The sequence below is a fragment of the Motiliproteus sediminis genome, assembly GCF_017912535.1.
Taxonomy (GTDB): Bacteria; Pseudomonadota; Gammaproteobacteria; order Pseudomonadales; family Balneatricaceae; genus Motiliproteus; species Motiliproteus sediminis.
Genome location: NZ_JAERQK010000001.1, coordinates 508465 through 528046, shown reverse-complemented (window position 1 = coordinate 528046; position 19582 = coordinate 508465). Strand labels below are relative to the sequence as shown.

The window sequence follows — 19582 nt, the reverse complement described above, 5'->3', positions numbered from 1 at the left end:
GTGCAATGTGGGGCGTATTATAGGTGGCTGTGCCGCTTTGACAACCCCCTCCCACAATTTTTTTCACGCGGTTACAACCACTCCACCGAAACGCTCAAAAGATAGCCAACGCCATAAACAGTCTTGATCAGGCGCGGGTTTTTGGGGTCTTCCTCCAGCTTCTTGCGAATGCGCGACATACGTACATCAATGCTGCGATCAAACGGCATCGATTCGCGGCCCATCAGGTCACCCATCAGACGGTCGCGGCTCAACACCTGCTTGGGTGCACGCAGCAACACCAGCAACAGGTCGGACTCGGCCGAGCTAAGAGTTTCTGCGCGTCCATCGTCATTGGTCAGGGTCAGGGTGGCAGGATCGAAGCGCCAGTCGCCGAACCGTGCGGCTCTGGATGGTGCCTGCGCAGTGCTGTCGATCTGTTCCAGCCGGCGGATGAGGCTGTTGATACGGGCAACCAGCTCACGTGGATCGAACGGTTTGGTGATGTAATCGTCCGCGCCGATCTCCAGCCCTAACACCCGGTCCGGCAGGCTGCCGCGCCCCGTCAGTATCACCACGCCGATGCGATGGCTGTCACAGAGTTCACGCACCAACCCCAGCCCGTCCATATCGGGCAGTCCCAGATCGACGATGCACAGATCCGGCTGGCGGCGACGAATCGCTTGTGACGCCAACGCCCCGGTACGGAACGATGCGGTAGCAAAGCCGAAGTTCTCCAGCTCGTTGCAAACCATGCTGGCGATATCGGGTTCGTCTTCGATGACGTAAATCAGCTTCTTATTGGTGGTGGTCACGCTGATGGATTTCCTTGTTCTTTCTTACGTTTTCCAGATTGATCCAGTGCGGATTTCAACGCTTCCGGAGCAAAGGGTTTGCGCAGTAGTTCATAACGTGCGCCGCTACTGCCACGGCTTTGCTGCTCGAAGGAGTAGCCGGTAATCAATACCACGTGAACCTCGGGATGTTCGCGATTCACTTGCGCGGCCAGTTCAAAACCATCTGTTTGGCCCGGCATGATCACATCGGAAACAACGGCGTACAGCCCCGGCAAGCTCTCCAAAAGGGTGCTTGCTTCATCGCCGTCGCAGGCCTCAACCACCGCGTACCCCATATCCGAAAGCTGCTCGCGAATAATATTGCGCACGTCTGCATCGTCTTCAACCAGCAGTACCAACCGGCCGTCGCCGGACCCGCTACCCAGCATTGTGCCGTTCATGCCATCGTCAGCAACGTAGTTGGCAGGCACCGCTGGTAACAGCATACGTACCTCGGCACCCTTGCCCGGTGCACTGTCCAGGCGAATATAACCCTGCGACTGCTTGACGAAACCGTACACCATACTGAGCCCCAGCCCGCTGCCGGCACCACCCTTGGTGGTAAAGAAGGGCTCGAAGGCCCGTGACAGCCCCTCTTCGCTGAAACCAACGCCGGTATCCTTGACCCGGATCTCCAGGTAATCGCCGGGCACCACTGCTTCATCATAATCCAGCGGCACCTGCACCCAACGCTCGCGTAAGGTGACCTGCAGCGTTCCGCCTTTGGGCATGGCGTCTCTCGCGTTCAGTGACAGGTTGAACAGCACGTTTTCCAGCTGACTGGCGTCGACATACGCGCGGCACTCCACATCATCCGGGTCAAATTCGATATCGATATTGCTGGGCAGGCCGCCCTTGAGCAGTTCGATCCCCTCTTGAACCAGCGCCACCACATCAACGGCGGTCGGCTGCAACGGTTGCTTCCGGGAGAATGCGAGCAAACGACTGGTGATGTCGGCGCCGCGGCGGCTGGCGCGAATCGCCGGTTCCAGATAGCGTTCCAGCTCGGCGTTACCCTGATGACGCTCGCACAAAGAGATCAGGTTTCCGATAATAACGGTCAGCAAGTTATTGAAATCGTGTGCCAGACCACCTGCCAACTGACCCACCGCGCCCATTCTCTGTGCTTCGGTCAGTTTGCGCTCGGTTTCCTTTTCTGTGGTGATATCCAGCGACAGGTTAAGGATGCCGGTAACAAAACCGTCGGATGAGACTTGCGGAATCAGATTGCGCTTGGTGATCAGCTCGCGGTCGCCACGTCTGAAACTGTATTCAAAGGTGGTTTCCTCACCACAGAGGGTCTGGTCAATCTGGGGAGAGATATGATCCAGCATCTCTCGGCCCATCACCTCTTCCAGCGTTTTACCCACCACTTCATCCTTGCTGAATCCAAACATCTCGGCGTAGCGCTGGTTGACGAAGCGATAGCGGAAATCCCGTCCCACATAGGCGATCTGGGCCGGCAGCGCATCAAGGATCATCCGCTGCTGCTCTTCAATGGTGGCCAGTTCCCGGGTGCGGACCTGCACCTTGTGGTCCAGGGTCTGGATGCTGGTGCTGAGGCGCCGCACCATTTCGTCAAAGGTATGGGCCAGTACGCCGATCTCGTCGTCGCCACGAATGCCGCTTTGGGCACTGAGGTCGCCGCCGCTAACCCGTTCGGCGGTGTCCGCCAGCTTGCGAATAGGCGCGGCAATCCGCGACACGAACACCAATGCCATGAATATGGCCATCACCAGCACCACGGCAGTAATGGTCATGATGCGCTCGCTCAACACCTCGGAACTGCGCTGCAGCTCGTCAACGTACACCGAAGATCCGATATACCAGTTAAAACCGTCGAGGTAGCGCACCAGCGACAACTTCTCGTAGACGTAGTTACCCGGATCGGAGGGTTTATCCCACTTGTAGAAGTGTTCGCGCCCAGTGTCGGCTACGGCGATCAATTCACGCGCGATAGACTTGCCGGTAACCGGATTCAGCTGATCGAGAAAATTGATGCCGTCGAGGTTGGCGTTGGGGTGAATCAGCATGTTGCCACCGGCATCGAAGATATACATGTAGCCGGTTTTGGCAATGCGGATCTCTTCCAGCGCCTGGCGAAGCTCGGTCATCGCCTGCTGCTTGCGCTGGCGCACTTCCGCGTCGATATCATCCAGATAGACGCCGGAACCGATAACAAAACCCCACTGGGGAAAGTCCTTCACATAGGACATTTTGTCGACGACTTCGGTCTGGTCCAGGCGCTGCCAGGGGTACTGGTAATAGCCGTCACCGTTGGAGCGGGCGAAATCAACGATATTGGCAATGATCTGCTCGCCATCGTGGCTCAGAACTTCGGTGGTATCGGCACCGTGAAAGCGGGTATCGGGGTGTGATACCAGTACAGTGTCATAGCCGGCAATCCAGATGTAATCGTTGTTGCCATATGTGAATTTTCGCAGCCCTTCGAATACTCGCCGGCGAGCCTCGGCCTCAGCCATCTCGCCGCGCGCCGCGCGCTCAAAGTAATCCTTGGCGTAGGACTCGGCAAAACCAACGACCGTACGCAGCTGCTTTTTATGGGATTCCACCGCCTGCTGGCGGTAGCCTTCGAGGTTGAACTGAATCTTGTTGGCCAGCTCGAACACGTTGTTCAGTGCAATGCGGCTGGCGTTGCGTTCGATGTCGTACACGGTGTTCTTGATCAACGGCACCGAATAGAAATAGATCGCCAACGCGAACAGCACGATGATCGTAACCAGAGTAAAGAAAAAACGGCGAACCAGTTGTGAGCCCAGAAGCATTGTTATCGTTCTTCTCTGAATTGAGCCAGCGCCCAGTATACGGGATCTCCCGTATCCGCGGATACCCCGCCTTTAGACGCAGAACCCATCTAACCAGCCGGTAACAGTGTGCACAAGCTTGTTACATTTGGTTAGATTTGAGACGAAATCCAGCAACACTCTGGGCGTTTAATCGACTTCTGTTAGCGGCAACAACCTGTTTCCAGGCGCCGCGCCCTTACAAAAATAACAAGGCATACCCACCGGGTAACGCCAAGGGAAGTCGACTATGAGCCAGGATTTCATCCTACAGACGCGCAATCTGGTCAAAGAATTCAAGGGCTTTACCGCCGTCGATGACGTCAATCTTAACGTTGAACGCGGCACCATCCACGCCCTGATCGGCCCTAACGGCGCCGGCAAAACCACCGTTTTCAACCTGCTGACCAAGTTCCTGACCCCTACGCGCGGTGAGATACTTTTCAACGGCAAAGACATCACCCGGCAGACGCCGGACTCCATAGCGCGTCTGGGCATCGTCCGGTCGTTCCAGATTTCGGCGGTATTTCCACACCTGAGCGTACTGGAAAACGTGCGCGTAGCGCTACAGCGCACCCGCGGTGACAGCCTCTACTTCTGGCGTTCGGAAAAAACCCTCGACAGCCTGAACGACCGCGCCATGGAACTGCTGGAGTCGGTTGGCCTGGAACCCTTCGCCAACGCCCGTGCCGTCGACCTGCCCTACGGTCGCAAGCGTTCGCTGGAGATCGCCACCACCCTCGCCCTTGATCCGGAGTTGCTGCTACTGGACGAACCGACCCAGGGCATGGGGCACGAAGACGTCAGCGTGGTCGCGGAACTGATCAAAAAAGTGGGCCAGGATCGCACCATCCTGATGGTGGAGCACAACCTCCACGTGGTGGCCGACCTGTCCGACCGCATTACCGTACTACAGCGTGGCGCGGTATTGACCGAAGGCGACTACGCCACCGTTTCCGATGACCCGCGTGTCCGCGAAGCCTACATGGGCGTCGCTGCCGACGGCGACCCCAGCGCCAGCAATGACGAGGAGAACGCCGCATGAACGCACCGATGACCGCGGCCAAAGAGCCTATGACCACCAAGAGCCACCGCGAAAAAATCCGTATCAGCGATCTGCATGCCTTTTACGGCGAGTCACACATTCTCCACGGCATCGATCTCAGCGTGAACCAGGGCGAGCTGGTGACCCTGCTGGGACGCAATGGATCAGGCCGCTCCACTACCCTGCGCGCGATCATGAACATGGTGGGCAAGCGTACCGGCTCGATCTTCATTAACGGCAACGAAACCATCAACATGCCGAGCCACCGTATTGCTCACCTCGGCCTCGGCTACTGCCCGGAAGAGCGTGGCATCTTCTCCAGCCTCAACGTGGAAGAGAACCTGATGCTGCCACCGGCCGTCCGCTCCGACGGCATGTCGGTGGAAGAGATCTACGAGATGTTTCCCAATCTGGCTGAACGCCGCAAAAGCCAGGGCACCCGTCTCTCCGGGGGGGAACAGCAGATGCTCGCCATGGCCCGTATTCTGCGTACCGGCGCCAACATCCTGCTGCTGGACGAGATCACCGAGGGTCTGGCTCCGGTGATCGTGCAGAAGCTTGGTGAAGTGCTGACCAAGCTCAAGCAGCGCGGTCTCACCATCGTACTGGTGGAACAGAACTTCCGCTTCGCCGCTCCGATTGCTGACCGTCACTACGTGATGGAGCACGGCCATATCGTCGAAGAGATTCCGCGCGAAGAGCTGGAAGAGAAAACCGAACTACTGAATACCTATCTGGGCGTCTGACGACCGGATGGTTACTGGCACCATCAATCCATGCATAACGCATAGCTATAAAAACAAAAAACGGGAGAATCCCATGAAAGTGATGCAAAAAACCCTGTTAGCCACTGCAATGGCAGCCACTATGGCCATTACCGGCAGCGCCAATGCTGCGGGTTTGTCTGACGACAAGGTCAAGATTGGCGTACTGGTTGATATGGGCGGTGTATATGCCGACATCTGTGGTCAGGGCTGCGTTGAAGCGGTCAAGATGGCGGTTGAAGACTTCGGCGGCAGCGTACTGGGCAAGCCGATCGAAGTGGTCAGCGCCGACACCCAGCTCAAGCCCGACATCGGCTCCGCCATCGCTCGCCAGTGGATCGAGCAGGAACAGGTTGACGTCATCAACGGTGCGGTTGCGAGCTCCGTAACCGGGGCCGTCACCAAGGTTGCATCCGATGCCAAGAAGATCACCCTGATCGCGGCATCTGCCAGCCACGCGTTTACCACCAAGGCCTGTACACCCTACAACGCGCACTGGACATATGATGTGGTCTCCCTTGCCAACGGCACGGTGAAGCCGATCGTTCAGAGTGGCAAGAAGAAGTGGTTCTTCGTCACTGCTGACTACGCCTTCGGCCATGCTCTGGAAAGCGTCGCAACCGGCGTAATCAAGGAGAACGGCGGTGAAGTGGTTGGCGGCGTAAAAGCTCCGCTTGGCACCACTGACTTCTCCTCCTACATGCTGCAGGCACAAGCATCAGGCGCTGACGTCATCGCACTGGCCAACGCCGGTACCGACATGGTTAACAGCCTCAAGACCGCGGCCGAGTTCGGGGTTACCGAAACCGCCGACGTTGCCGGTCTGCTGGTATTTACCCCTAACGCGCAGGCGCTGGATCCCAACGTGGCCGGCGGCATGAAACTGACCACCGGTTTCTACTGGGATATGGATGACGAAACCCGCGCCTGGTCCAAGCGTTACATGGCCCGCATGGATAACAAAATCCCGGCGATGCCGCACGCAGGTGCCTACTCCTCCACCATGCACTACCTGAAAGCCGTTCAGGCAGCAGGTACCGACGACTCCGATGCAGTCATGGCGAAGATGAAGGAAACCCCGGTTGAAGACTTCTTCTCCCGTAACGGTTACCTGCGCGCCGACGGCCGCATGGTTCACGATATGCTCCAGGTCCGGATCAAGAAGGCCGACGAGCGTGCCAATGGCGACGACATCTTCGCGATTGAGCAGGTGATCAAGGGCGACGATGCCTTCTTGCCGCTGAGCAAGGGTGGCTGTGAGTTCGCCATGGCTAAAAACTAAGTTCTTCACTTAGTAGCCAATCCGCAGTACCGGCCACCCCTCCGGGGGTGGCCCCATAACAACAACAATTATTGAGAATCCTCAGGGTGCGATTATGGCGACCTTTCTCGGAATCAACCTCTTTGCCCTGTCCGGTCAGTTACTGATCGGTCTGATCAACGGCTCTTTTTACGCGCTGCTGGCGCTGGGTCTGGCGATCATCTTCGGGCTGCTGAAAATCATCAATTTCTCTCAAGGCGCCCTCTACATGCTGGGAGCCTTCGGTGCTTACCTCGGACTCAACCATCTGGGTCTAAGCTACTGGTGGGCGCTGCTGCTGGTTCCGCTCGCTATCGCCGCCATCGGCATTCTGATGGAGCGTACCCTGATCCGGCCGATCGCCAACGAGGATCACCTCTACAGCCTGCTGCTGACCTTTGGCATCGCGCTGATTCTGCAGGGGCTGTTTACCCACTGGTTCGGTTCCTCCGGCCTGCCCTACGCGATTCCGGAAGAGCTCAAGGGCGGCACCAAATTGCCGTTCATGTACCTGCCCAACTACCGCGCCTGGATCATCGTATTCTCGCTGGTGGTCTGTGCCGGCACCTGGTATCTGATTGAAAAAACCAAGCTGGGCGCCTATCTGCGCGCCGGCACCGAAAACCCGCAGCTGATGCAGGCGTTCGGTATCAACGTTCCCCTGATTGTCACTCTTACCTACGGCTTTGGCGTTGGCCTGGCTGGCGTTGCTGGCGTGCTGGCTGCACCGGTCTACTCCGTTTCGCCGGAGATGGGCTCCAACATCCTGATCGTGGTGTTCGCCATCGTGGTTATTGGCGGCATGGGTTCCATTGGCGGCGCCATTCTCACCGGCCTGGCCATGGGCGTGGTCGAGGGCCTGACCAAGTACTTCTACCCCGAAGCCTCCAACACCGTGATCTTCCTGGTAATGGTTCTGGTCATTCTGACCCGCCCCGCTGGCCTGTTCGGCAAACCAGCCTGATAACCGCCTACACCAACAGATTTATAGGGTGAACATAATGAACAAGAAACTGACGATCGCTTTGCTGGGTGTGGCGCTGGTAGCGCCCCTGGCTATCTACCCGGTCTTCCTGATGAAGATCCTCTGCTTTGCGCTGTTTGCCTGCGCTTTTAACCTGCTGCTCGGTTTTGCCGGCCTGCTCTCCTTCGGCCACGCCGTGTTTCTGGGTACCGGCGGTTACATTACCGGCCATCTGATGTTGAACTACAGCGTCACTCCCGAGATCGGCATCATCGCCGGGGTGATCTGTGCCGGTCTGATCGGCTTTGTCTACGGCAAACTGGCGGTGCGCCGCGAGGGGATCTACTTTGCCATGATCACCCTGGCGCTGGCCCAGCTGGCGTTTTTCTTCTACCTGCAAGCTCCCTTCACCGGCGGTGAGGATGGTCTGCAGGGCGTTCCGCGCGGCAACCTGTTCGGCGTTATCGATCTGGAAGACAACATGACCATGTACTACTTCGTACTGGCCATCTTCAGCGCCGGATTCTGGCTGATTCACCGCTGCGTCCACTCGCCCTTCGGCCAGATTCTGAAGGCGATCCGTGAAAACGAGCCGCGCGCTATCTCTCTAGGTTACAAGGTTGAACAGTACAAGTTGCTGGCCTTTGTTTTGTCCGCGTCGCTGGCCGGTCTCGCCGGCTCCACCAAGGCGCTGGTGTTCCAGCTGGCATCGCTGACCGACGTGCACTGGTTCATGTCCGGTGAGGTGGTCCTGATGACCCTGCTCGGCGGCATGGGCACCATCTGGGGCCCTGTTATCGGCGCCACTACCGTCGTTGGCATGCAGAACATGCTCGCCTCTGGCCCGCTGGCCAACTACATCCACGTGGTGATGGGCGTGGTTTTTGTGATCTGCGTGCTGGCGTTCCGGAACGGAATCGTCGGCGAACTACAGAAACTGGTTAAGAAGAATTTCTAAGAGGATCGATTGATGACCCAGTCAACGGATGTGACCGCCCTCGACCTCGGCATTCCGGCACGCGATGCGCTGCCGGACGAGACCCAGCGCTACTTCGCCAAGTGCGACGAAAAACTGGGAATGGTCCCCAACGTACTGCAGGCATACAGCCATCGTCCTGCCCAGCTGGACGCGTTTTCCCGGTATTACAACGAGCTGATGTTCGGCGAATCGGGGCTGTCGTCGCTGGAACGGGAGATGATTGCGGTGGTGGTGTCCTCGATCAACCACTGTTTCTACTGCCTGACCGCCCACGGCGCCGCCGTGCGCCAGTACAGTGAAAACCCGCAATTGGGCGAGATGCTGGTCATGAATTTCCGCGCTGCGCCGCTCGATCAACGCCAGCGTGCCATGCTCGATTTTGCCGCCCTGCTGACCGAAGCCCCGGACCGTATCGACGAGGCAGACCGTCAGGCGCTGCGCGATGCCGGTTTCAGCGATCGCGACATCTGGGATATCGCCAACGTCACCGGTTTCTACAACATGACCAACCGGGTTGCCGCTGCCACCGAGATGCAACCCAACCCCGAGTATCACAGCCAGTGCCGCTAGTCGCCGCCACTGGCCCAGGACGTAGAGATAACAAGAGAGACCGACAATGAGCAGCCTACAGAAAAGCTACACCAGCGCCACCAGCACGACCCCGCTGCTGGGCGACACCATCGGCGACCTGTTCGACCAGATTGCCGCCCGCCACCCTGATAACGAAGCGCTGGTGGTATGCCACCAGGGTATCCGTTGGACCTATACGCAGCTCCAGCAACAGGTCAATAACTGCGCTCGTGCACTGATGGCCATCGGCGTCGAGCGTGGCGACCGGGTAGGAGTCTGGTCACCCAACAATGCTCAGTGGTGCGTGGCCCAGTTCGCCACCGCCAAGATCGGTGCCATTCTGGTCAACATCAATCCCGCGTACCGGCTGCACGAGCTGGAATACGCACTCAACCAGTCCGAGTGCAAGTTCCTGATCGCCGCCGACACCTTCAAGAGTTCCGATTACACCGCCATGCTCAATGAGCTGGCGCCGGAGATCGCCAGTTGCGCCGCCAACCAGATCAAGTCTGTCGCCCTGCCTCATCTACAAGGTGTAATCAGCCTGACGGACTCTCCTGCGGCCGGCATGATGAGCTGGGATCAGCTGTTGCAACGCGCTGATGAAGTGAGCAGCGAATCTCTGGCCGAACGCCAGAGCCAGCTGCAGTTCGACGACCCGATCAATATCCAGTACACCAGTGGTACCACCGGTTTTCCCAAAGGGGCCACCCTGAGTCACCACAATATCCTCAACAACGGCTTCTTTGTTACCGAGAGCCAGGGCTTTACCGACCGGGATCGGCTGGTGATTCCGGTGCCGCTCTACCACTGCTTCGGCATGGTGATGGGTAATCTTGGTTGCGTTACCCACGGTGCCACCATGATCTACCCCAGCGAAGCGTTCGAACCGGATGCGGTACTGAAGGCGGTCGCCGAAGAGCGCGCCACCGCTCTCTACGGGGTGCCGACCATGTTTATCGCGGTGCTGTCGCAACCCAACTTTGCCGAATTCGATCTCAGCTCACTGCGCACCGGGGTAATGGCCGGCGCTACCTGTCCGGTTGAAGTTATGAAACAGGTGATTGAGAAGATGCACATGTCCGAAGTGCAGATCGCTTACGGCATGACCGAAACCAGTCCGGTCAGCACCCAGACCGGGGCCGATTCACCACTGGAGAAACGGGTATCAACCGTAGGGCGCACCCAGCCGCACATTGAGTCAAAGATCATCGACTCAGAGGGGCGCATCGTCCCCCGGGGCACCATCGGCGAGCTCTGTACCCGCGGCTACAGCGTGATGCTCGGTTACTGGAACAACGACGAGGCCACCCGCGGCAGCATCAAGCAGGGCTGGATGCATACCGGCGATCTGGCCACCATGGACGATGACGGCTACATCTCCATCGTTGGTCGCAGCAAGGATATGGTGATTCGCGGCGGCGAGAACATCTACCCGCGCGAAATCGAGGAGTTTCTCTACACTCATCCGGCGATCTCCGACGTACAGGTGACCGGGGTACCCGACGAAAAATACGGCGAAGAGCTGGTCGCCTGGGTCATCCTGAAAGAGGGTGAGGATCTGAGCGAAGAGCAACTCAAGGAGTACTGTAAAGGCAAGATCACCCACTTCAAGGTGCCCCGCTACATCAAGTTCACTGAAAGCTTTCCAATGACAGTGACGGGCAAGATCCAGAAGTTTAAGATGCGCGAAATCACGATCGAAGAGTTTGGCCTGAAAGGGCTGAAGTAGCCGTCCGATGGATGCCTTGGGCCGCCTCGTGCGGCCCTTTTTTTGTCCGCTGAAACAAGGAGCCTGGCATGGATGTCGCCAGCCACTACCAACACCAGCTTGACCCTGACAGACTGCTGGCCGCGGTTGACCGGCAACTGGGGAGCGCCCTTAGACCCGAACAACTGGCACCTGTAGACCAACTTCATCTGGGCGGCCGCCGCGCCAGCCTGGCCCTGCTTGAGGGTCTCAGCCTGCAGCTTGACCTGCCAGTGCTTGATCTCGGCAGCGGCCTTGGCGGTACCGCCCGCCTGTTGGCACAGCAGTGCAGCTGCCCCGTCGTTGGCATCGATCTTACCGCGCAGTTCTGCCAGTTGGCCGCGCGTCTGGGCGAGCGCCTGGCCAATCTGCTGCCGGTAAATTTTGTGCAGGGGGACGCGCTCAATCTTCCCTTTGTCAACGCCAGTTTCGGACTAGCCGTAAGCCAGCACTGTTTGATGAACCTGCCGGACCTGCCCCGCGCACTGGCCGAACTGCGGCGCGTTCTCCATCCCCAAGGGGCAATCGTGCTGCATGAACTATTGGCCGGCCCCGGCGGCGAGCCCTACTTCCCCACGCCTTGGGCGAGCCGGGCCGACCAAAGCCACTTGCTTGATGAACAGCAGTTCCGGGGATTGATCAGCGATGCGGGGCTGGAGGTTAAAGTCTGGCGCGATCTGTCAGCGGACGCGCTGGCATGGCGGAGCCGCCACGCCCGCCGCGAAGCTGACGGGGTGAGCGGACTATCGCCGCAACTGGTCTACGGGGATCGTTTCACCACACTGGCAACCAATCTGCAGCGCAGCTTGCGCGACTCGCGGGTACGGGTAATTCATGCCGAGCTTGCACCAGTCCGGGACTGAACCTGAACCGGCCCGCTCTAAAACAGCGGCACCGCCGGCCGAGCGACATCCTGAGTCCGGGTAACCGCGCGGGTCATTCGGTTTCAACCACGTGATCAATCTCGCTATCGAGAATCAGGTGGGCATCATCTGCATCGGTATGAGCGCGGGCGTGCACTGCCTCGGCGTCCCCGGCAGCGGCGAGAATATGCTGCAGAATCTCGTTTTCCGATTCATTCGCATGTTTTCGCCGGGCCACAATCGCTGCATAGACGTCGTTCGAAACCGTGATAGTTCTGGACATGGTGTACCTCCTCTGGCGCACAATTCGCCGCGGCGAACCCCACTCGGGCGAATGCCATACGCTCTCTCACCCTAGCATGCTTTAACCGCTGATGAGGGGCCCGCCTGATCGCCTGCCCCCATATCACCTAAACACGGCGCTGACCGGAGAGGTTCCCGCGCCCTCTGGAGACCGAACGGGAACAGGGTGATGCGCCCGCCCCAAGCCCGCCACAGCAGCACAGGTCCCGGGCTGCAAGCAGCAATTGAACGGCTATCCTTACGTCAGCACCCGGGCACGCCGGGTATCCACTTGATCGGGAGAATTGCGATGAAATCACGTGCAGCGGTGGCCTGGGAGGCAGGTAAACCTCTGGTCATCGAGGAGGTTGATGTCGAGGGCCCTCGCGCCGGCGAAGTACTGGTGAGAATGGTCGCCACCGGAGTGTGCCACACCGATGCCTACACCCTGTCCGGCGATGATCCGGAGGGTCTGTTCCCGGTCATCCTGGGGCACGAAGGCGGCGCCATCATTGAAGAGATCGGCCACGGGGTTACCAGCGTCAAGCCCGGTGATCACGTTATTCCGCTCTACACCCCTGAATGTGGCCACTGCAAATTCTGCAAAAGCGGCAAAACCAATCTCTGCCAGGCGATTCGGGAGACCCAGGGCAAAGGGCTGATGCCCGACGGCAGTTCCCGCTTCAGTTGCAATGGCACCAAACTGCACCACTACATGGGCACGTCAACGTTCTCCGAATACAGTGTGATGCCGGAAATTGCGGTAGCCAGAATCAATCCCGCAGCGCCGCTGGACAAAGTCTGCCTGCTAGGCTGCGGCATCACGACGGGGATCGGCGCGGTGCTCAACACCGCCAAGGTGGAGCCGGGGTCCACAGTCGCCGTGTTCGGCCTCGGCGGCATCGGCTTGAGCGTGGTTCAGGGCGCGGTGATGGCCAAGGCGTCACGCATCGTAGTGATTGATATCAACGAGGACAAATTTGAGATGGCGCGGCAGCTGGGGGCAACTGACTGCGTCAATCCCAGTCAGCACAGCGTGCCGATTCAGGAACTGATCGTCGATCTTACCGATGGGGGCGTGGACTACTCCTTTGAGTGTATCGGCAACGTCAATGTCATGCGTCAGGCGTTGGAGTGCTGTCACAAGGGCTGGGGCGAGTCAGTGATCATCGGCGTGGCCGGCGCCGGCCAGGAGATCAGTACCCGCCCCTTTCAACTGGTAACCGGCAGGGTCTGGCGTGGCACCGCCTTTGGTGGTGTCAAGGGCCGCTCGCAACTGCCTGATTACGTTGAGCGTTACATGGCTGGCGTGATCAAGATCGATCCTTTCGTGACCCACACCTTGACCCTGGACCAGATCAACGATGCGTTCGAGTTGATGCATGCCGGCAAGAGTATCCGCTCGGTGGTGCTGTTCTGATGGTAGCGTCCGCCCCGCTGGAGGTGATCGAACAGGTCAAAGTATTTGCCGGCCAGCTAACCCGCTACCGGCACCACTCGCACGCGGTCAACGGCGACATGGAACTGGCGGTATTTCTGCCGCCTCAGGCTCACCAAAGGCCGGTGCCGGCACTGTACTGGCTGTCGGGGCTGACCTGCACCGACCAGAACTTTTGCCAGAAAGCGGGGGCATTTGGCGTGGCAGCAGAGCTCGGACTGGCGCTCATCTGCCCCGACACCAGCCCTCGCGGCTGCAATCTGCCCGGTGAAGAGGATGACTGGGACTTCGGCAGCGGCGCCGGATTCTACCTCAACGCCACCCAACCACCGTGGAGTCGGCACTACCGGATGTATGACTACGTAGTCGATGAACTGCCGGAACTGCTGGAGCACCAACTACCGCTCTCACCCCGGCGTTCGTTGGCCGGTCATAGCATGGGGGGACACGGCGCGCTGGTGTGCGGACTGCGTAACCCTGAGCGCTACAGTTCGCTATCGGCGTTTGCGCCGATCAGCAATCCGTCAAACTGCCCCTGGGGGCAGAAAGCCTTTGGTCATTATCTGGGCCCTGATAGGGAACAATGGCGGGCTTGGGATGCCTGCGAGCTGCTTCGCCAGTTCAGCGCGCCGGTGCTGCCGCTGCTGGTGGACCAGGGCGAAGCCGACCCGTTTCTGACCGAGCAGTTGCAGCCACAACAGCTGGAAGCTGCGTGCAGGGCCAGCGGCTACCCGCTTACCTTGCGCTATCAGGCCGGCTATGATCACAGCTACTACTTCATCGCCTCGTTCATCAGCGATCATCTGCGCTTCCACGCCATCCATCTCGGTCTGGTCCAGACAGTCTGAGGCGAGTCGCCTCAGGGTGTGTCCACCAGCCCCTGTTCGATGGCGTACCGGGCTAATCCTGCTGCGGTATGAATATCCAGCTTATTCTTGATGTTCTGGCGGTGGGTTTCTACCGTGCGCACGCTGATATCAAGGCTACGGGCAATGATCTTGTTGCTTTTACCCTCAGCCAACAGCGTTAACACCATCACTTCGCGTTTGGTCAGCGGCTGCACCGGTTCACCCGCCGGCGCCTGGCCAATGGGGCTGCTGAACAGGCTGTTGGAAGCGCTTTGGCAGAAATAGGTATTGCCGATGGCCACGGTTTCGATCGCGGTAACCAGCTCATCGGATGAGACATCTTTGAGAATGTAACCACGTGCGCCCGACTGCATCACCTTGAGGATATATTCACGGTTATCGTGCATGCTCAGGATCAGCACTTTGATATCGGGAAAGCGGCTGTGGAAATGGCGCGCCGCCTCAAGTCCGTTCATTACCGGCATGCTGACATCCATCAACACCACGTCAGGTGCAACCTGCGTCGCCAGATCCAGCGCCTGCTCGCCATTGTGGGCCTGCCCCACCACACGGATCGACGATACCCCTTCCAGCCGGGCTTCGATGCCGTCCAGTACCAACGGATGGTCATCGACCAGTAACACTGCGATTGGCTCGTGGCCCTGCTGGGCGCTGCGTTCTGTCATCCGTATAGCTCCATAGGCAACTCTGCCTGTATGTAGGTGCCGTTGCCCCGCTGGCTATCGATCACGAAACGCCCTCCCAGCAGCTCAACCCGTTCACGCATGTTGCTGATGCCGATACCATCGGTCGCACGGGGGTCATCGAAACCGCAACCGTTGTCAGTCAGTTCGAGGTGAAAGTAAGCTTTACGCCAGTATGCTCGCAGACTGAGACGGCTGGCGTCCGCGTGACGTTCGATATTGGTCAGCGCCTCCTGCACCACGCGGTAAAGGGTAATATCAACCTCTTCGCTAAGCGGCCGTCCTTGCAGCTCCACATCCAGATCCACCTGAATACCGGTGCGCAACGAAAACTCCTCCAGCAGGCTGTTAAGGCCGGCTTCAAAACCGAGGTCATCCAGCACCGTCGGGCGCATATCGTGGGAGATACGGCGCACCTCCTGAATCGTTTCGTTAAGCACCTTCTGCCCCTTGCTCAGATCTTCAGCCGCTTTGTCCGGGTGGTCATGCAGCCGTTGCTGGGCCAGTTCCAGACGAAACTTGATCGAGACCATTAACTGGTTAATACCGTCATGCAGTTCGCGGGAAAAACGCCTCCGCTCCGACAGCTGAAACTGCAGCGAGCGGCTTGCCAGCTCCCGCAGCCGGGTATCAGCCAGCCGGTGTTCATGCAGGTTAAAGGCGATAGCGATAACAACGATCACCACCACAGTGATCGAGGTGATCGCCAATACGGTAAGGAAAGTATTGCGGATGTTGTCACTGACCTGGTCACGGATCTTGGCGACCTCCCGGCCGATGTCATCAAGATAAAGGCCGGTACCCAGCATCCACCCCCACTTGGGAAGCTGTACCACGTAACTGAGCTTGTCTTCGAGCTCTCCCAGCGACGGTTTATTCCACTGGTAACGGTGATAACCGCCACCATCAGACGCCAGGCGGAGCAAATTCTGGATGATCAGGTCGCCGTTAGGGTCGGCCAAGTCGATCAGGTTGCGCCCCACCAGTTCCGGCTGAATAGGGTGCACCAGATTGACGCCCTCAGCATCGTAGACAAAGAAATAGCCGTCATCGCCGTAGGTAAGGTTCTGCAGGATCGCTTTTACCTGCGCTTTCGCCGCGTCGCTGGGTAACCCCGGTGCGCTGTAAACATGATCAATGGCGGTCAGCGCCAACTCAACATAGTGACGAAGCTCCTGCTGCTTGGACGAAATGAGGTTGCGCTCAAAGGTGGCAATCTCATGTTCACCCAGATCCCGTGCCTGATTCAGGCTGATCAGGGTGATCAATGCAACTACCAGCAGCAGTGGAATGATCGCCAGCAGGATCATTTTTGTTTTAAGGGAGAGCGGTATCACACCAACGATTCCATGACTCAGCAGCACTTCATCTTAGGGGGGCAACGGCACAAAAAAAAGCCCCCGCAAACCGGGGGCTCAGTGGTGGCTAAATCAGGCCAGTCCGTAAAACGCCGGTAGCAGCAGCACTGAGATCAGCACAACGGCCTGAATCACGATATAGGGAACCACGCCGCGGTAGATATCCATGGTGCGAACTTCCGGCGGCGATACCCCCTTGAGGTAAAACAGGCTGAATCCGAAGGGCGGCGTCAGGAACGAACTCTGCAGATTCATGGCGATCAGAATGGCAAACCACAGCATGCTGATACCCAGAGCCTCCGCAACGGGAGCGAGGATCGGCACAATGATGAAGCTGATTTCGACGAAGTCGATGAAAAAGCCGAGAATCATGATCACCAGCATCGACAGAATCAGGAAGCCCCACTTTTCACCCGGCAGGTCCAGCAGCCACTCTTCAACCAGATAATCACCACCGGTGTAGGTAAAGGCCATCGAAAACGCGGTGGCACCGAGCAGGATGGCGAACACCATCGCGGTCACTTTGACCGTTTCCTCCGCGCTGTCCATCACCACTTTCCAGTTCAACTGGCCGTAGATCGCGGCCAACAGCAACGCCCCGACTCCCCCCAGTGCGGAGGATTCCGTCGGCGTAGCAATCCCGGTAAAGATCGACCCCAAAACCACCACAATCAACGCCAGCGGCGGCACGATAGCTTTCAGAGCGGTGAACACCTGTTGCACCTTGCCGCCCGCATCCTCATCGAGCGGAATGGAAGGGGCTTTTTCAGGCTTGAGGAAGGCGATCGCCAGCACAAACACTATATAGGCGCCGATCAACATCAGGCCGGGGCCGACCGCGGCTTTGAACAGATCACCCACCGGGATCCCCAGCACATCGCCGAGAATAATCAGGATGATTGAGGGCGGGATAATCTGCCCCAGGGTACCCGAGGCGCAAATAGTGCCACATGCCAGAGCTTTGTCGTATTTGTACTTAAGCATCACCGGTAACGAGATCAACCCCATGGCGACCACGCTCGCACCCACCACACCGGTGGACGCCGCCAGTAACGCGCCCACCAGAATGGTGGAGATAGCCAAGCCACCGCGCACGCCACCGAACAGGCGCCCCATCGCTTCGAGCAACTGCTCGGCCAACTGGGTTTTCTGTAGCACGATACCCATAAACACGAACAGTGGCACCGCCATCAACACGGTGTTTTCCATGATGCTCTGGATACGAAACGGCATGAACGCGAAGATTTCGGCGCCTTCGGCCCAGACGCCAAACGCCAACGCCACACCGCCGAAGGTAAAGGCTACCGGAAAGCCGAACAGCAACATGCCCAGAGCCACCACAAACATTACGATACCGACCATGGTTACAACTCCGTATGCTGATAAGGCTGCTCGTGAGCTCCGCGCAGCGTATTAACCGAGGTCAGCAACAGACCGATGCCGCTGAGTGCCATAAAGCCGAACGAAACCGGAATCATCGACTTGATAATCCAGCGGTAGGGCAACCCGCCGGGGTCGCCGCTGGTTTCGCCCAGAGTGTAGGCTTCGTGGGCAAAATCGTAGCCGTACCACACCACCAGCAGACAAAACGGCAGCAGCAGGACCAGCGTACCGATCAGATCGACCCAGGCTTTCTTCTTGGAACTCAGGCGCTCATAGATCAGGTCCACCCGCACATGACCGCCCACGCGCAATGCATAGGGCACGCCGAGCAGAAATATCGTCGCGTGCAGGTGCCATTCCAGCTCCTGCATGCCGATGGAAACCTGATTAAAAAGATAGCGTGAAACAACGTCATAAAAGACGTTCAACAACATGAGAACAAACAAGAAAGCGGTCAACTTACCGAGCCAGTCGGAGACCTTGTTGACGCCATTTTCAAGCGATATAAGAAAGTCCATAACAGCCTCTCCAGAGTAAAACACCCGGCGCCCGAGGGCACCGGGAATCAGAGCGATCAACCACCCGCCTTAATAGGCCGAGAGGCTATCCAGATAGGCTTTGTCGGAGATATTGATCCACTTGCGCGCTTTCTCCAAGTAAGCACGCTGGGAGTCGAGGATCTCCTTGGCTTGTGCGTCATTGGCCGCATGCTCTGCCAGCAACTCGTCGTTGGCCTTGCGCATGGCGTTCATCACTTCCGGCGGGAAGGTTTTAACTTCGATATTGGGGAACTCCGCGGTCATGGAGGCCCAGTTTTCGGCGCTGGCATGGGTGGAGTGCACGTACATATCGTAAGCCGCGGTCTTCATCGCAACCTTGAGGATCTCCTGCAGATCTTCCGGCAGACGCTCAAACTTCTTCTTGTTCACCAGGAACTGCAGCTCGGTCGCCGGCTCATGCCAGCCGGTGTAGTAGTACGGTGCGATCTTGTGGAACCCCATCCGCAGATCCAGTGACGGGCCGACCCACTCCAGCGCATCGATGGTGCGACGCTCCAGTGCGGTGTACAACTCCGCCGGTGGAATATTGGTCGGACTAGCACCCAGTTTGGCCAGCACTTCGCCGGCAAAGCCAGGAATCCGCATTTTCAGACCCTGCAGATCATCCAGCGAGTTGATCTCTTTCTGGAACCAGCCACCCATCTGATTGCCGGTATTGCCCCCGGGGAAAGACATCAGACCAAAGGGCTCATACACTTTCTGCATCAGCTCCATACCACCGCCGTGGTAGAACCAAGCGTACTGCTCCGGTGCGATCATGCCAAAAGGCATGGTGGTGAAGTAGAGGGTGTTGGGAACCTTGCCTTTCCAGTAGTACGACGCGGAGTGGCCCAGGTCGTATTGACCCGCGCGCACCATGTCAAACACGCCAAAAGGAGACTTGTGCTTGTTGGAGGAGTCGATGGTGATCTGCAAACGACCATTGGACATCTTTTCGGCCATGGCAGCCATATTTTTGGTAGCGTCACCAAAGATGGGGAAGTTGGGTCCCCAGGTTTCGGCCAGCTTCAGACGGTAGACCTTTTCGGCCGCCATCGCGGGTGAAGCAAGCACAGCCAGGCAGGTCGCCGCGGCCATCAGCTTCTTGGGCAGTTTTAGCTTAAGCATTGTCGGAATCATCCTCATCGTTGTTCTTATTGGTGACACCGTACGCTG

At 58.2% G+C, this 19582-nt stretch carries 18 protein-coding genes; 10 read left to right on the top strand and 8 right to left on the bottom strand.

From position 1 onward, the window contains the following. Positions 1–71: 71 nt before the first annotated feature. Positions 72–794: a response regulator transcription factor gene (locus tag JJQ76_RS02500; RefSeq protein WP_343232467.1), complete on the bottom strand. Its 723-nt coding sequence runs from the start codon at positions 792–794 to the stop codon at positions 72–74. Beyond that, complete coding sequence (locus JJQ76_RS02495; protein WP_210395047.1) at positions 791–3601, bottom strand: cache domain-containing protein; 2811 nt, start codon at positions 3599–3601, stop codon at positions 791–793. The genes JJQ76_RS02500 and JJQ76_RS02495 overlap by 4 nt, the downstream gene beginning before the upstream one ends. Before the next feature lie 268 nt (positions 3602–3869). On the opposite strand from JJQ76_RS02495, the gene JJQ76_RS02490 reads away from it, so the two are divergent. The 8 genes from JJQ76_RS02490 (at position 3870) to JJQ76_RS02455 (ending at position 11854) form a co-directional block, all read left to right on the top strand. Beyond that, entirely contained in the window at positions 3870–4664 is a 795-nt protein-coding gene (locus JJQ76_RS02490) for an ABC transporter ATP-binding protein (RefSeq protein ID WP_210395045.1), read from the top strand. A gap of 8 nt (positions 4665–4672) precedes the next feature. Then, positions 4673–5410, top strand: coding sequence for an ABC transporter ATP-binding protein (locus tag JJQ76_RS02485; protein WP_425515220.1), 738 nt, complete (start codon positions 4673–4675; stop codon positions 5408–5410). A gap of 73 nt (positions 5411–5483) precedes the next feature. Next, positions 5484–6710 (top strand): ABC transporter substrate-binding protein, encoded by a 1227-nt coding sequence (locus JJQ76_RS02480; RefSeq protein ID WP_210395043.1) that lies wholly within the window; start codon positions 5484–5486, stop codon positions 6708–6710. Positions 6711–6804: 94 nt separating this feature from the next. Continuing rightward, on the top strand, positions 6805–7692 hold the full coding sequence (locus JJQ76_RS02475) for a branched-chain amino acid ABC transporter permease (RefSeq protein ID WP_210395042.1): 888 nt from the start codon (positions 6805–6807) through the stop codon (positions 7690–7692). Positions 7693–7729: 37 nt separating this feature from the next. Then, entirely contained in the window at positions 7730–8650 is a 921-nt protein-coding gene (locus JJQ76_RS02470; protein ID WP_210395041.1) for a branched-chain amino acid ABC transporter permease, read from the top strand. A 12-nt stretch (positions 8651–8662) separates the two neighbouring features. After that, positions 8663–9241: a peroxidase-related enzyme gene (locus JJQ76_RS02465; RefSeq protein ID WP_210395040.1), complete on the top strand. Its 579-nt coding sequence runs from the start codon at positions 8663–8665 to the stop codon at positions 9239–9241. Positions 9242–9287: 46 nt separating this feature from the next. Beyond that, complete coding sequence (locus tag JJQ76_RS02460) at positions 9288–10973, top strand: AMP-binding protein (RefSeq protein WP_210395039.1); 1686 nt, start codon at positions 9288–9290, stop codon at positions 10971–10973. Positions 10974–11041: 68 nt separating this feature from the next. Continuing rightward, positions 11042–11854, top strand: coding sequence for a class I SAM-dependent methyltransferase (locus JJQ76_RS02455; RefSeq protein ID WP_210395037.1), 813 nt, complete (start codon positions 11042–11044; stop codon positions 11852–11854). Between the two features lie 73 nt (positions 11855–11927). On the opposite strand, the gene JJQ76_RS02450 is transcribed toward JJQ76_RS02455, so the two are convergent. Then, on the bottom strand, positions 11928–12137 hold the full coding sequence (locus JJQ76_RS02450) for a hypothetical protein (RefSeq protein ID WP_210395035.1): 210 nt from the start codon (positions 12135–12137) through the stop codon (positions 11928–11930). 309 nt (positions 12138–12446) lie between these two features. Here JJQ76_RS02450 and JJQ76_RS02445 point away from each other — a divergent pair, with 309 nt between their 5' ends. Further along, complete coding sequence (locus tag JJQ76_RS02445; RefSeq protein ID WP_210395033.1) at positions 12447–13556, top strand: S-(hydroxymethyl)glutathione dehydrogenase/class III alcohol dehydrogenase; 1110 nt, start codon at positions 12447–12449, stop codon at positions 13554–13556. Further along, positions 13556–14422, top strand: coding sequence for an S-formylglutathione hydrolase (gene fghA, locus JJQ76_RS02440; protein ID WP_281411930.1), 867 nt, complete (start codon positions 13556–13558; stop codon positions 14420–14422). The genes JJQ76_RS02445 and fghA overlap by 1 nt, the downstream gene beginning before the upstream one ends. Before the next feature lie 11 nt (positions 14423–14433). Here fghA and JJQ76_RS02435 read toward each other — a convergent pair whose 3' ends face one another. The 5 genes from JJQ76_RS02435 to JJQ76_RS02415 all read right to left on the bottom strand — a co-directional run bounded on the left by JJQ76_RS02435 (position 14434) and on the right by JJQ76_RS02415 (position 19534). Beyond that, complete coding sequence (locus JJQ76_RS02435) at positions 14434–15108, bottom strand: response regulator (protein WP_210395031.1); 675 nt, start codon at positions 15106–15108, stop codon at positions 14434–14436. Next, positions 15105–16463: a cache domain-containing protein gene (locus JJQ76_RS02430; RefSeq protein ID WP_343232466.1), complete on the bottom strand. Its 1359-nt coding sequence runs from the start codon at positions 16461–16463 to the stop codon at positions 15105–15107. The genes JJQ76_RS02435 and JJQ76_RS02430 overlap by 4 nt, the downstream gene beginning before the upstream one ends. A 93-nt stretch (positions 16464–16556) precedes the next feature. Then, on the bottom strand, positions 16557–17846 hold the full coding sequence (locus tag JJQ76_RS02425; protein WP_210395029.1) for a TRAP transporter large permease: 1290 nt from the start codon (positions 17844–17846) through the stop codon (positions 16557–16559). 2 nt (positions 17847–17848) lie between these two features. Next, a complete protein-coding gene (locus JJQ76_RS02420; RefSeq protein ID WP_210395027.1) occupies positions 17849–18385 on the bottom strand; it encodes a TRAP transporter small permease subunit in 537 nt (178 codons plus the stop codon). 69 nt (positions 18386–18454) lie between these two features. Next, positions 18455–19534: a TRAP transporter substrate-binding protein gene (locus tag JJQ76_RS02415; protein WP_210395026.1), complete on the bottom strand. Its 1080-nt coding sequence runs from the start codon at positions 19532–19534 to the stop codon at positions 18455–18457. Positions 19535–19582: the final 48 nt, after the last annotated feature.

Coding starts and splice junctions, on each gene's coding strand:
- JJQ76_RS02495 (WP_210395047.1), bottom strand. CDS start 3,601: ATGCTTCTGGGCTCACAACTGGTTCGCCGTTTTTTCTTTACTCTGGTT.
- JJQ76_RS02490 (WP_210395045.1), top strand. CDS start 3,870: ATGAGCCAGGATTTCATCCTACAGACGCGCAATCTGGTCAAAGAATTC.
- JJQ76_RS02485 (WP_425515220.1), top strand. CDS start 4,673: ATGACCGCGGCCAAAGAGCCTATGACCACCAAGAGCCACCGCGAAAAA.
- JJQ76_RS02480 (WP_210395043.1), top strand. CDS start 5,484: ATGAAAGTGATGCAAAAAACCCTGTTAGCCACTGCAATGGCAGCCACT.
- JJQ76_RS02475 (WP_210395042.1), top strand. CDS start 6,805: ATGGCGACCTTTCTCGGAATCAACCTCTTTGCCCTGTCCGGTCAGTTA.
- JJQ76_RS02470 (WP_210395041.1), top strand. CDS start 7,730: ATGAACAAGAAACTGACGATCGCTTTGCTGGGTGTGGCGCTGGTAGCG.
- JJQ76_RS02465 (WP_210395040.1), top strand. CDS start 8,663: ATGACCCAGTCAACGGATGTGACCGCCCTCGACCTCGGCATTCCGGCA.
- JJQ76_RS02460 (WP_210395039.1), top strand. CDS start 9,288: ATGAGCAGCCTACAGAAAAGCTACACCAGCGCCACCAGCACGACCCCG.
- JJQ76_RS02455 (WP_210395037.1), top strand. CDS start 11,042: ATGGATGTCGCCAGCCACTACCAACACCAGCTTGACCCTGACAGACTG.
- JJQ76_RS02450 (WP_210395035.1), bottom strand. CDS start 12,137: ATGTCCAGAACTATCACGGTTTCGAACGACGTCTATGCAGCGATTGTG.
- JJQ76_RS02445 (WP_210395033.1), top strand. CDS start 12,447: ATGAAATCACGTGCAGCGGTGGCCTGGGAGGCAGGTAAACCTCTGGTC.
- fghA (WP_281411930.1), top strand. CDS start 13,556: ATGGTAGCGTCCGCCCCGCTGGAGGTGATCGAACAGGTCAAAGTATTT.
- JJQ76_RS02435 (WP_210395031.1), bottom strand. CDS start 15,108: ATGACAGAACGCAGCGCCCAGCAGGGCCACGAGCCAATCGCAGTGTTA.
- JJQ76_RS02425 (WP_210395029.1), bottom strand. CDS start 17,846: ATGGTCGGTATCGTAATGTTTGTGGTGGCTCTGGGCATGTTGCTGTTC.
- JJQ76_RS02420 (WP_210395027.1), bottom strand. CDS start 18,385: ATGGACTTTCTTATATCGCTTGAAAATGGCGTCAACAAGGTCTCCGAC.
- JJQ76_RS02415 (WP_210395026.1), bottom strand. CDS start 19,534: ATGCTTAAGCTAAAACTGCCCAAGAAGCTGATGGCCGCGGCGACCTGC.